General features: G+C 70.7%; 1 protein-coding gene (only partly in view). It reads left to right on the top strand.

Going from position 1 to position 14,396, the window contains the following annotated elements; genetic code table 11:
* Nucleotides 1-14,372, top strand: the 3' portion of a protein-coding gene (locus ACSHWB_RS27730) for a type I polyketide synthase (RefSeq protein ID WP_439656218.1). Its footprint begins 13,027 nt before the window's first position; the window shows 14,372 of its 27,399 coding nt (coding positions 13,028-27,399); its start codon lies off the left edge, out of view; its stop codon occupies nt 14,370-14,372.
* Nucleotides 14,373-14,396 lie beyond the last annotated feature (24 nt).

Raw genomic sequence — 14,396 nt, forward strand, 5'->3', positions numbered from 1 at the left:
CGCTGTTCCGGGTCGAGTGGACGCCCGTGGCACTGCCGTCCGACGCGGCCGAGAACGTCGTCATCGAGCACGTCGCGGGTGACGGCAACGTCATCGAGTCGACGCGTACCTTGACGACCCGAGTTCTCGCCAAGCTCCAGGAGTGGATCTCCGGCGAACGCGCCGAGCTCCTCGCCTTCGTCACCCGCGAGGGAGATCTGGCCGGACAGGCCGTGTGGGGCCTGGTTCGGTCGGCGCAGACCGAGCACCCCGGCCGGTTCGTGCTGGTCGACGTCGATGACGAAGCCGTTCTTTCGCAAGCGCTTGCCGCAGACGAACCGCAGCTGCGCATCAGGCAAGGCCAGATCTTCGCGCCACGGCTGCAGCGCGCGTCCGCGGTGCAGGAGACCGCGTGGGAGAGCCCGGTGCTGATCACCGGCGCCGGCGGGCTCGGTGGAGTGATCGCCCGGCACCTCGTCGCCGAGCACGGCATCACGGAGCTCATCCTCGCCAGCCGGAGCGGGAAGAAGCCGGACTGGGAGGTCGACGCGGCCGTCAAGGTCGTCAAGTGCGACGTCAGCGACCGCAAGGCGTTGCAGCGTCTGCTGAAGAAGCACACGGTCAAGTCGGTCGTGCACACCGCAGGGGTGCTGGACGACGGCGTGATCGAGTCGCTCACGCCCGAGCAGTTCGACACCGTGCTGCGGCCCAAGGTCGACGCCGCGTGGCACCTGCACGAGCTGCTTCCCGACGCCAGGATCGTGTTCTTCTCCTCCGCCGCGGGCATTCTCGGCGGTGCGGGCCAGGGCAACTACGCGGCGGGCAACGCGTTCCTCGACGCGCTCGCCGAGCACCGCGGCAACTCCGTCTCGCTCGCCTGGGGCACGTGGGAGGCCTCGGTCGGCCTCACCGGTTCGCTGACCGACGCCGACCGGGAACGTCTGGTGCGCGCCGGAATGCCGCCGATCACGCCCGCGCAAGGCACTGCACTGTTCGACGCCGCGCTCGCGACGGGTGAGGCAGTACTGCTGCCAGCACGTCTCGACCTCGCGACGCTGCGAGCGCAGGGCGAGGTTCCCGCGTTGCTGCGCGGCCTGATCCGGATCCGTGCGCGCCGCGCGGTCGCCGGTTCGGACGCGGCTACCGGACTGGCCGCGAGGCTGCGTCCGCTGGGCGACGCCGAACGTCTCGACGCGCTGCTCGACCTGATCCGCGCTCAGGTCGGCGCGGTGCTGGCGCTGGAGAACTTCGACGCGTCGCGGGCGTTCCGCGATGTCGGGTTCGACTCGCTCACCGCCGTCGACCTGCGCAACCGCCTGACCGCCGTCACCGGGCTCCGGCTGCCCGCGACGCTGGTGTTCGACTACCCGACCGCGCACGTGCTCGCGACGTTCCTGCGCGACGAACTGTTCGGCGCGGCCGGCGATGTCGTGGCCACGCGGACGGTGTCCGACGACGACCCGATCGTCATCGTCGGCATGGCCTGCCGCTTCCCCGGCGGTGTCAGCACCCCCGAGGACCTGTGGCAGCTCGTGCTGGACGGCACGGACGCGATCTCCGAGTTCCCGTCCGACCGCGGCTGGGACCTCGGCACGTTGTTCTCCGGCAACGACATCGGAACGTCCTCGACGCGCCTCGGCGGCTTCCTGCACGACGCGGCCGAGTTCGACCCGGCGTTCTTCGGGATGTCACCGCGCGAGGCCCTCGCGACCGACTCGCAGCAGCGCCTGCTGCTGGAGACCGCGTGGGAGGCGTTCGAACGCGCCGGTATCGACCCGGTCTCGTTGCGCGGCAGCGACACCGGTGTGTTCGCCGGAGTGATGTACAACGACTACGCGCAGCTGCTCGGCGGTGAGTTCGAGGGCCACCACGGCACCGGCTCGTCGCCGTCCGTCGCGTCCGGTCGAGTGTCCTATGTGCTCGGTCTGGAAGGCCCGGCGGTCACGATCGACACGGCCTGCTCTTCTTCTTTGGTGGCAATGCATCTCGCGGCGCAGTCGTTGCGGACGGGGGAGTCGTCGCTGGCGCTCGCCGGTGGTGTCGCGGTGATGTCGACGCCGGCGACGTTCATCGAGATCTCCCGGCAGCGCGGTGTCTCGTCGGACGGGCGGTGCAAGGCGTTCTCCGAGGGCGCGGACGGTACCGGGTTCTCCGAGGGTGTCGGCCTGCTCGTGCTGGAACGCCAGTCGGACGCGCTGCGCAACGGCCACAACGTCCTCGCGGTCCTGAAGGGCACCGCGGTCAACCAGGACGGTGCCTCGAACGGCCTGACCGCGCCGAACGGGCCGTCGCAGCAGCGGGTGATCCGGGCCGCGCTCTCGTCGGCGGGACTGACGCCGGGGGACGTGGACGCCGTCGAGGCGCACGGCACGGGTACGTCTTTGGGCGACCCGATCGAGGCGCAGGCGCTGCTGGCCGTGTACGGGCAGGACCGCGCCGAGCCTCTCTACCTGGGCTCGATCAAGTCGAACATCGGTCACACGCAGTCGGCGGCGGGTGTCGCCGGGGTCATCAAGATGATCATGGCGCTGCGCAACGGGGTGCTGCCGCGGACGCTGCACGTGTCCGCGCCGTCCTCGCACATCGAGTGGGACGCGGGTGCTGTCGAGCTGCTCACCTCGTCGCGGGACTGGCCGGCGGTGTCTCGTCCGCGGCGCGCGGGCGTGTCGTCGTTCGGGATCAGCGGGACGAATGCGCACGTGATCTTGGAGTCTCCGCTGGTCCAGGAATTGTCAGACCTGCCTGAGATGATGGGGATGGGGGGTGGTTCCCCCCTGGGGGTCGGCCAGTCGGAATCGATTCCGCCGAACGGAGCAGTGCCGCTGCCCGTCTCGGCGAAGTCCGCGGGCTCGCTGCGCTCCCAGATCGAGCGGATCGGGGCCCTCGCGAACGCCGGCCACACCCCGCTCGACATCGGCTTCTCCCTGGCCGCCCGCAGCAGGTTCGACCACCGCGCGATGATCGTCGGCGACGAGGTCGTCGAAGGCGCCGTGACCGAGGCCGGGCCGGGTCCGGTGTTCGTGTTCCCCGGCCAGGGCAGCCAGTGGCACGGCATGGCGGTCGCCCTGCTCGACGAGGACGAGACCTTCGCGCACTGGATGGCCGAGGCCGACCGCGCGATCTCCGGACACGTCGGCTGGTCGGTCATCGAGGTGCTGCGCGGCGACGCCGGCCTCGACCGCATCGAGGTCCTGCAGCCCGTGCTGTTCGCGATCATGATCTCGCTCGCCCAGACGTGGCGCGCGAACGGTGTCGAGCCCGCCGCGGTCGTCGGCCACTCGCAGGGTGAGATCGCCGCCGCTTACATCGCCGGCGCGCTCAGCCTCGACGAAGCGGCCAAGATCGTCGTGCTGCGGTCGCAGCTGTTCGCGGACGAGCTCGTCGGCAACGGCGCCGTCGCGAGCATCGCCCTGCCCGCGTCCGAGGTCGAGAAGCTCCTGCCGGAAGAGCTGGCGATCGCGGGCGTCAACAGCCCGCACGCCTGCACGGTCGCCGGGGCCGTCCCCGCGCTCGAGAAGTTCGTGGAGAGCCTGACGGCCAAGGACGTCCGGGCTCGCGTGATCGGCTCGACGGTCGCCTCGCACTGCGCCCAGGTCGACCGGCTCCGCGGCCGGATCCTGGAGCTGTTCGCGGACATCACGCCGCAGCCGAGCACCGTGCCGTTCTACTCGACCGTCACGGCCGAACGCATCGACACCACCACCCTCGACGCCGAGTACTGGTTCCAGAACGCGCGGCAGCCCGTCAGTTTCGCCAAGGTCGTCGAGAGGCTCATCGCCGACGGCCACCGCGTGCTGATCGAGTCGAGCGCGCACCCCGTGCTGATGCTGCCCGCGCAGCAGACCGCGGAGGCGATCGGCACCGAGATCGTCGCGATCGGCTCATTGCGCCGCGACCAGGGCGGACGACAGCGCCTCACCACCTCGCTCGCCGAGGCGTGGGTCGCGGGCCTCGACGTCCGGTGGCAGTACCCCGGTGGCCGCAGGATCGCGTTGCCCACGTACCCGTTCGACCACCAGCGGTTCTGGCCGGAGCAGCTGGTCAAGGACAGCTCCGACCCGGTCGACGCCGAGTTCTGGGAGCTCGTCGACAACGGCGGCCTCGAGGACCTGGGTGTCGGCCAGGGCGTCGCGCAGACGCTCGCGCAATGGCGCAGCCGCCGCAAGTCCGAATCCACAGTGGACACCTGGCGGTACCGCGACCAGTGGACCCCGGTCGTCGTCAGCGGGACCCCGGCCGGCTCGTGGCTCGTCGTCACCTCCGGGGACGCGCAGGACGTGATCGACGCGCTGGGAGCCTCGCACCTCGAGGTCGACGAACAGGTCAGCCGCGCGGAGCTCATCGCACGCCTGCCGGAGACGATCGACGGCGTCATCGCGATGACCGGCCTGCAGGCGACGATCACGCTGGTCCAGGCACTGGCCGAAGCCGGTGTCAGCGCACCGGTCTGGGCCGTCACACGCAACGCCGTCGCCGTCGGCAACGAGGAGGTCGACCCGGCGCAGACCGCGCTCTGGGGCCTCGGCCGCGTCGCCGCGCTCGACCTTCCGCGCCGCTGGGGCGGCCTGATCGACCTGCCCGAGACGCTGGACGACAAGGCCGCGCAACGGTTCGCGGCCACGTTGACCGGTACCGAGGACCAGGTCGCCATCCGCGCCAACGGCGTGTTCGCCCGCCGTCTGGTCCGCGCTAATCCGCACCACAGCCCGGAGTTCCAGGCATCCGGAACGGTCCTGATCACCGGCGGCACGGGTGCGCTCGGCGGCCATGTCGCCCGCTGGATGGCCGAGGCCGGCGCCGAGCACCTCGTGCTCACCAGCCGCCGCGGCCTCGACGCACCTGGGGCCGCGGAACTCAAGGCAGAGCTGGAGAACACCACCCGCGTCACCATCGCTGCCTGCGATGCCGCGGACCGGGACGCCCTGGCGAGCCTCCTCGCGGGCATCGACGACCTCACGACCGTCGTGCACGCGGCGGGCATCGGCACCGGTGACGCCCCGATCGACGAGATCCGGTTCGAGAACGTCACCGCGTTGCTCGACACGAAGATCACCGCGGCCCGTCACCTGCACGAACTGGCGCCACAGGCTCGTTTCATCCTGTTCTCGTCGGGTGCGGCGAGCTGGGGCAGCGGCGGCCAGCCCGCGTACGGCGCGGCCAACGCCTACCTCGACGGCCTCGCCCACCTGCGCCGGTCGCAGGGCCTGAAGGCGACCTCGATCGCGTGGGGCGCGTGGGCGGAAGCCGGCATGGCGGCCGACCACGGCATGTACGACGCGCTGCAGCGGATCGGCATCGGGTCGATGCCGCCGGAGCTCGCGATGCAGGTGCTGCGCCAGGCCGTCGCCGACGACCAGACCCAGCTCACCGTCACCGACATCGACTGGGCCAAGTTCGCGCCCAGTTTCACCGCCGAACGCCCGAGCCCGCTGCTCACCGGCATCGCCGAGGTGCGCGCGGCGCTGGCCGACGAGGTCGTCGAGGAGTCGGAGCTCAAGCAGCGCCTGTCCCGTTTGACCGAGGCCGAGCGTGACCGCGCATTGCTCGACCTCGTGCGCGCCGAGGCCGCGAAGACGTTGGGCTACAAGGAAAGCGACCAGGTCCCGGTGGGCCGCGCGTTCCGCGAGCTCGGCTTCGACTCGGTCACCGCGGTCGAGATGCGCAACCGCCTGAAGACCGCGACCGGGCTCGCACTGCCCGCGACGCTCGTCTTCGACTACCCGACCGCGACGACACTGTCGGAGCACCTGCGGGACGAGCTGTTCGGCGGCGCACAACGGATCGAGGTCCGCGCGGCGACGCTCGCCACCGACGACCCGATCGCGATCGTGGGCATCGGCTGCCGATACCCCGGTGGCGTGACGACGCCGGAAGCGTTGTGGGACCTGGTCTTCGAGGGACGGGACGTGATCTCGCGATTCCCGACGGATCGGGGCTGGGACCTGGAACGGCTTGCCAGCACCACGTTCGAGGGCGGTTTCCTCGACGCCGTCGCCGACTTCGACGCGGGCTTCTTCGGCATCTCACCGCGTGAGGCCGTCGTGATGGACCCGCAGCAGCGCCTGCTCCTGGAGACCTCCTGGGAGGCGCTGGAACGCGCGGGCATCGACCCGAACTCGTTGAAGGGCAGCCAGACCGGCGTCTTCGTCGGCACCACCGGCCAGGACTACGAGTCGCTGCTCAACCGTTCGCTGGAGGAGACCGGCCCATACGCGACGACGGCGTTCTCCGCGTCGGTGCTGTCCGGCCGCATCTCCTACCTGCTCGGTCTGGAGGGCCCGGCCATCACGATCGACACGGCGTGCTCGTCGTCGCTGGTCGCGATGCACTGGGCCGCACAGGCCCTGCGCAACGGCGAGTGCGACCTCGCGCTGGCCGGTGGTGTCGCGGTGATGACCACACCGAACGCGTACTCGGCGTTCACGGCCGCGGGCGGGCTCGCTCCGGACGGTCGCTGCAAAGCCTTCGCGGAGTCCGCCGACGGCACCGGCTGGTCCGAGGGTGCCGGTGTGGTGCTGCTCGAACGGCTGTCGGACGCCCGCCGGCACGGTCACACCGTGCTCGCGGTGTTGCGGGGTTCGGCGATCAACCAGGACGGCGCGTCGAACGGCCTGACCGCACCGAACGGCCCGTCGCAGCAACGCGTGATCCGGCAGGCGCTGGCGAACGCCGGGCTGGCACCGTCCGAAGTGGATGCTGTGGAGGCGCACGGCACCGGCACGACCCTGGGTGACCCGATCGAGGCCCAGGCCGTGCTCGCGACCTACGGCCAGGACCGGGAGACCCCGCTGCTGCTCGGTTCCATCAAGTCGAACCTCGGCCACCCGCAGTCCGCCGGCGGTGTCGCGGGCGTGATCAAGATGGTCATGGCGCTGCGACACGGCGTGCTGCCGCAGACGCTGCACGTCGACGCGCCGTCGTCCAACGTGGAATGGCAGACCGGCAGCGTGGAGCTGTTGACGGAGCGCCGGGACTGGCCGGCGCACGGCCACCCGCGTCGTGCCGGCGTCTCGTCGTTCGGCGTTTCCGGCACGAACGCGCACGTGATCATCGAGGAGGCGCCGGAGTTCACGCCCGCGGTTCCCGAGGTCACGACGACCGCTTCCGTGGTGCCGCTCGTGGTGTCGGGCAGGTCTGAGGAGGCGCTGGCCGATCAGCTCGCGAGCCTCGGCACGGTCGACGCCTCGCAGCTCGACCTGGCCTATTCGCTGGCGGTGTCGCGCGGGGCGTTCGAGCACCGGGTGGTGCTGGTGGACGGCGTCGAGATCGCCAGGGGAGAGGTGGCCGAGAGCGATCTGGCCCTGGTGTTCACGGGGCAGGGGTCGCAGCGGCTCGGCATGGGCCGGGGCCTGTACGAGCGGTTCCCGGTGTTCGCGGACACCTTCGACGCCGTGCTCGCGCACCTCGACCCGGCGCTGCGGTCGATCATGTGGGGCGAGGACGCGGACGCGCTGAACCAGACCGGCCACGCCCAGCCCGCGATCTTCGCGCTGGAAGTGGCCCTCTACCGGCTCGCGGAGTCGTTCGGGATCAAGGCCGACCGGCTCGCCGGTCACTCGATCGGCGAGATCGCGGCCGCGCACGTCGCCGGGGTGTTCAGCCTCGAGGACGCGTGCACGCTGATCTCCGCGCGCGCCTCGCTGATGCACGCGCTGCCCGCTGGTGGCGTGATGTTCGCGATCGAGGCGGGCGAGGAGGAGATCGTCCCGCTGCTCACCGAGGGTGTGTCGATCGCCGCGGTCAACGGCCCGTCCGCCGTGGTCATCGCCGGTGTTGAGCACGAGGCACGCCGGATTGTCGAACAGCTCAGCGGGCGCAAGTTCAAGCAGTTGCAGGTCAGCCACGCGTTCCACTCGCCGCTGATGGAGCCGATGCTGGACGAGTTCCGCGCGGCCATCGCGGGCATTTCGTTCAACGATCCGACGATCCCTCTGGTGGCCGGCGGGATTGTTCAACAATCCGAGTACTGGGTCCGGCACGTGCGGGAGACCGTGCGCTTCCACGACGCGGTGCGTGCGCTCGACGGCAGCACGTTCCTGGAGATCGGACCGGACGGCGTGCTGTCGGCGATGGTCAGCGGCATCCCGTTGCTGCGCAAGGACCGAGGTGAGGAGCAGGCGTTCGTCGCCGGACTCGCCCGCCTGCACGTCAGCGGCACGACCGTGGACTGGGGTGCGCTGTTCGAGGGCACGGGCGCGCGGCGGGTCGACCTGCCGACGTACGCTTTCCAGCACGAGCGCTACTGGCCGACCGTGCTCGACGTCGCGCCGGTCGACCGCGCAAAGTCCACTGTGGACTCTTGGCGACACCGCGAGTCGTGGGAGCGGATCACACCGCGTGGCACGGTCTCCGGAACCTGGCTCGTTCTCGGCGCCGAGGACGACTTCGCCCGTGAGGTCGCGGCGGCCGTCAACGGTGTTGTGCTGCAGGAGGTGCCGGACACGCCGTTCGACGGGATCGTGTCGCTGCTCGCGCTGGACGGCGAGGCTGACGACAACGGCGTGCCGCGCGGCGTGATCACGACGATGGAGTTGATCCAGTCGTTGGCGCGCAGGGGTGTGAGCGCGCCGGTGTGGGCGGTCACGCGGGGCGCCGCGACCAGTGCGACGCAGAGCGCGGTGTGGGGCCTCGGCCGAGTGGCGGCGCTGGAACTGCCCTCGCAGTGGGGCGGTCTGGTCGACGTCACCGGTGACGTGGCGCAGCTGGCCGCGGTGCTCGCCGGTGCCGAGCCCGAGGTCGAGATCAGGGCCGACGGCGTGTTCGCGCGACGTTACGACGCGGCTGGGCCGGCCGATGCGATGTGGGAGCCGCACGGCACCGTCATCGTCACCGGCGGCACGGGCGCGCTCGGTGCGCACGTCGCCCGCGACCTCCACCAGCGTGGCGTCGAGAAGATCGTGCTGGTCAGTCGGCGCGGACTCGACGCGCCGGGAGCTGTTGAACTGCAAGCGGAACTGGGCGCGGAGATCGTGGCGTGCGATGTCGCGGACCGGTCGGCCGTCGCGGCCCTGCTGGACACCTACTCGCCGAACGCCGTCGTGCACACGGCCGGCGTGCTGAGCGACGGCGTGCTGGAAGGCCTTGCGCCGGAACGGTTCGCGGACGTGTTCCGGTCGAAGGTCGCCTCGGCACTGGTGCTCGACGAGCTGACCCGTGACCGCGAACTGGACGCGTTCGTGCTGTTCTCCTCGGTCGCGGGCGCTCTGGGCAACCCCGGCCAGGCCAACTACGCGGCCGCCAACACCGTGCTCGACGCCATCGCGCGGGAGCGGCGTTCGCTGGGGCTCAAGGCGACCTCGATCGCGTGGGGTGCGTGGGCCGGCTCCGGCATGGCGGACGGTGTGGGCGCCGACCTGAGTGCGATCACGATGCGGCCCGACCTCGCGGTGGAGTCGATGTGGCGGGCGGTCGCGGAGGACGCGCCGACCGTCGCCATCGCGATCCTGCCCGAGAAGCCCAAAGCACGGCAGAAGATCGCGGCGGGCGGCGATGTGCTGGAGATCGTCCGCACGGCCGTCGCGTCGGTGCTCGGGTACGCCGGACCGCACGCGGTGGGCGTGGACAAGGAGTTCCGCGACCTCGGCTTCGACTCGCTGACCGCGGTCGAGCTGCGCAACCAGCTGTCGGCGGCGACCGGCCGGACGTTGCCCGCGTCGCTCGTCTACGACTACCCGACGCCGCGCCGCCTCGCCGATCACCTTCGCGGCGGAGCAGCCGAGTCCGTGGAGAACGTCGTGGCGCAGGCCGACGAACCGATCGCGATCGTCGGCATGGCCTGCCGCTTCCCCGGCGACGTCACCACGCCCGAACAGCTCTGGCAGCTGCTGGTCGACGGACGCGACGGCATGGGCGCGTTCCCCGTCGACCGCGACTGGGACGTGGAGTCGGTGCTGTCGACGTCGGTGACGCGCGAGGCCGGGTTCCTGGCCGGGACCGCGGACTTCGACCCGGCGTTCTTCGGGATCTCGCCGCGTGAGGCGATGGCGATGGACCCGCAGCAGCGGTTCCTGCTGGAGACCACGTGGGAGGCGCTGGAGCGCGTCGGTGTCGACCCGCTCTCGCTGCGGGGTTCGCAGACCGGTGTCTTCGTCGGCACGAACGGCCAGGACTACGCGACGCTGCTGACGTCGTCGGCCGAGGACACCGAAGGCCACGCGGCCACGGGTCTCGCGGCGTCGGTGATCTCGGGCCGCCTGTCCTACACGTTCGGCTTCGAGGGACCGGCCGTCACCGTCGACACGGCATGTTCCGCCTCTCTCGTCGCCATGCATCTCGCGGTGCAGGCGCTACGCGGCGGTGAGTGCTCGCTGGCGGTGTCGGGCGGTGCGACGATCATGACCACACCGTTCGCTTTCGCTGAACTCACTCGTCAGGGTGCGCTGGCGGCGAACGGCAGGTCGAAGGCGTTCTCCGACGACGCTGATGGCGCCGGTTGGTCCGAAGGCGTCGGCATGGTCGTGATGGAACGACTGTCCGATGCGGTGCGCAACGGGCATCAGGTGCTCGCGGTGATCCGCGGTTCGGCGGTCAACCAGGACGGCGCGTCGAATGGCCTGACCGCACCCAACGGCCCGTCGCAGCAGCGCGTGATCCGCGCTGCTCTCGCGAACGCCGGTCTGTCCGCGGGCGATGTCGACGTCATCGAGGCACATGGCACCGGCACGGCTCTGGGCGACCCGATCGAGGCGCAGGCGTTGCTCGCGACCTACGGCGCCGACCGGTCGTCGCCGCTGTGGCTGGGTTCGGTGAAGTCGAACATCGGCCACACGCAGGCGGCCGCGGGTGTCGCCGGCGTGATCAAGATGGTGCTCGCTCTGCGGAACAACCTGCTGCCGCAGACGCTGCACGTGGCCGCGCCGTCGTCGCACGTCGACTGGTCGGACGGCACGGTCGAGCTGCTCACCGAGGCCCGCGCATGGGAGACCGGCGGTCATCCGCGGCGGGCGGGCGTGTCGGCATTCGGCATCTCGGGCACGAACGCGCACATGATCATCGAGGAAGCCCCAGCTCAGGCGAGCCAGCCGGAATTGTCAGACCTGCCTGCGATGATTGAGATGGGGGCCGAAAACCCCCTGGGGGCCGGCCAGTCCGAATCGATTCCGCAGGTCGGGGCGGTGCCGTTGCCCGTGTCGGCGAAGTCGCCGGCCTCGCTGCGTGCGCGCATCGAGCAGGTGCGCGCGCTCGACGCGGACGCCCAGGACATCGGTTTCTCCCTCCTGACGACCCGGTCGGCGTTCGACCACCGTGCGGTGCTCATCGGGGACGAAGTGGTCCAGGGCGTCGCGCAAGAGAGTGCGCCGGTGTTCATCTTCCCCGGTCAGGGAAGCCAGTGGCACGGCATGGCGGTCGACCTGCTGGACGAGGACGCGACGTTCGCGCACTGGATCACCGAGTGCGACGCGGCGATCGGTGAGCTCGTCGGCTGGTCGGTGATCGACGTGCTGCGCGGTGAGGCCGAGCTCCTCGAACGCATCGAGGTCCTGCAGCCGACATTGTTCGCGGTCATGGTGTCGCTGGCCCAGACGTGGCGGAAGAACGGCGTCGAGCCCGCCGCTGTGGTCGGCCACTCACAGGGCGAGATCGCCGCCGCCTACGTCGCCGGGGCGCTCAGTCTCCGAGAAGCGGCCAAGATCGTCGTGTTGCGGTCGCAGCTGTTCGCGGACGAGCTCGTCGGAAACGGCGCGGTCGCATCCGTGGCGCTTCCGGTCGAGGAAGCGCGCGAGCTCATCGCACAATGGCCCGTCCTGTCCATCGCGGGCATCAACAGCCCCAACGCCTGCACGGTCGCCGGAGCCCTGCAAGAGCTCAACGAGTTCGTGGAACTGTGCCAGGCAAGGGAGATCCGGGCACGCGTGGTCGCCTCGACGGTCGCCTCGCACGGCCCGCAGGTCGAACCGTTGCGCGAGAAGCTGATGAACCTCCTCGGCACGATCACGCCTCGCCAGACCGACATCGCGTTCTACTCGACGGTCAAGGCCGAACGCGTCGACACCGCGATCCTCGACGCCGGCTACTGGTACGAGAACGCGCGCCGTCCCATCGAGTTCGTCGCGGTCACCAGGAGACTGGTCGAGGACGGCTACCGCGTGTTCGTCGAGGCGAGCCCGCACCCGGTGCTGACGATGTCCGCGCAGGCCACGGCCGAGGCGGACGGCACGGAACTGGTCACCGTCGGCTCGCTGCGCCGCGACCAGGGCGGGCGGCAGCGCTTCACCACCTCGCTCGCCGAGGCCTGGGTCGCGGGGCTCGACGTGCGGTGGAAGTACGCGGGCCGCAGGATCGACCTGCCGACGTACCCGTTCAGCCGCAGCAGGTTCTGGCCCAAGGCCGCTGCCAAGATCGTCAACGCCGAGGACAGCGCGTTCTGGCAGCTCGTCGAGAACGGCGAGCTCACCGGCGCGCTCGGGGTCGACGCTGAAAATGTCCTACCCGCACTCAGGGAATGGCGTGCCAGGCAGCAGACGCAGTCCACTGTGGATGGCTGGCGCTACCGCGACTCGTGGCAGCTCCTGCGCGGCGTCCAGGCCACCGGCATCAACGGCACCTGGCTCGCGGCCGTTCCCGAGCACGTCGACGAGTGGACCGAAGCGGTGCTGCGGACGTTCGGCAACGACCTCGTGCGGATCACGGTCCGTGCCAACGCCGAACGCGCACTCCTGGCCACCGAGCTGATCGGCATCGAACCGGTCGGCGTGATCTCCTTGCTCGGCAGCGAGAACGCGCCGCATCAGGAGTTCACGTCGACACCGCTCGGGCTCGCGCTGAACGTCCTGCTCCTGCAGGCACTCGGCGACGCCGGCAGCACGGCGCCGTTCTGGGCGGTCACGAAACAGGCGATCTCAACTGGCGCGACCGATCCCGTGCACCACCCGGAACAGGTGGCGCTGTGGGGACTCGGCAGGGTCGCCGCACTCGACCTGCCGCGCCACTGGGGCGGCCTGGTCGACCTGCCGGGCACCATCGACGGCCAGATCGAACAGGGCCTGGTCGCCGCCATCACCAACGGCGGCGGCGAGGACCAGCTCGCGGTCCGCGACACCGGTGTGCACGGGCGCAGGCTCGTCCCGGCCCAGCGCGCGCCGAAGCCCACCGAGTGGACGCCGCGCGGCACGGTCCTGATCACCGGTGGCACCGGCGCGCTGGGCGGCCACGTCGCCCGCTGGGTCGCCACCCGCGGCGCCGAGCACGTGCTGCTCACCAGCCGCCGCGGTGACCAGGCGCCTGGAGCCGCGCAACTGCGCCAGGAACTGGAAGCGCTGGGAGCCCGCGTCACCATCGCGGCCTGCGACGCGTCGGATCGGCAGAGCCTGAAGTCGGTGATCGACACGGTCCCTGACCTGCGAGCTGTCGTGCACGCGGCCGGCATCGTCGAAGGCAACGCGGCCACCGACGCGATGGGCATCGACCAGCTGGATCGCCTGCTCAGGGCCAAGATGACATCGGCCTGGCTGCTGCACGAGCTCACGAGCGACCTGGACGCGTTCATCCTGTTCTCGTCCGGTGCGGCGAGCTGGGGCAGCGGCGCGCAACCCGCGTACGCCGCCTCCAACGCCTACCTCGACGGCCTCGCGCACTTCCGGACGGCACAGGGCCTCAAGGCCACGTCGATCGCCTGGGGCGCCTGGGCGGACTCCGGAATGGCGTCGGAGAACGAGGAAGGCGCCGAACAGCTGCGCCGCCGCGGCGTCCACACGATGAAACCGGACCTCGCGATCACCGCGCTGCAACAGGCGGTCGAGGACGGCCACACGTCGCTGACGATCACCAACATGGACTGGGAGAAGTTCGCGCCGAGCTTCACGGCGTCCAGGCCGAGCCCGTTGCTGATGGGCATCCCGTCCGTTCAGAAAGCCCTGGAAGAGCCCGAGACGACGGACTCAGGGCTCAGGGAACGGCTCCTGGCGCTGCCCGAGGCGGAACGCGCACGCACGGTGCTCGACCTCGTCCGCACGGAGGCCGCGGCGACACTGGGCTTCGAGGGCGCGGAGGCGTTCGGGCCGACGAGGGCGTTCCGCGACGTCGGCTTCGACTCGGTGACGGCGGTCGACCTGCGCAACCGGCTCAAGGCGGTCACCGGCGTGGCGCTGCCCGCGACGCTGGTGTTCGACTACCCGACCCCCGCCGCGCTGGCCCAGTTCGTCCGCACGGAGCTGCTCGGCGAGGCCGCGGCCACCGCCAACGACCCCGACGCGCCGATCCGCGACGCGCTCGCGGCGATCCCGATCAGCCGCCTGCGGCAGGCCGGTCTGCTGGACCTGGTGCTCCAACTTGCTCAGGACAGTGGGGAAAACAACAGCGCCGGAGATGTTGTGCTAGCAGCCGAGGCGGAATCGATCGACGACATGGACGGCGAAGCCCTCCTGCGTCTGGCGATCGGGGACGTCATGGACTAGCGGGCGATCCGAGAAGGAAGCGCG

The sequence above is a fragment of the Lentzea sp. HUAS TT2 genome (assembly GCF_051853195.1).
GTDB lineage: Bacteria > Actinomycetota > Actinomycetes > Mycobacteriales > Pseudonocardiaceae > Lentzea.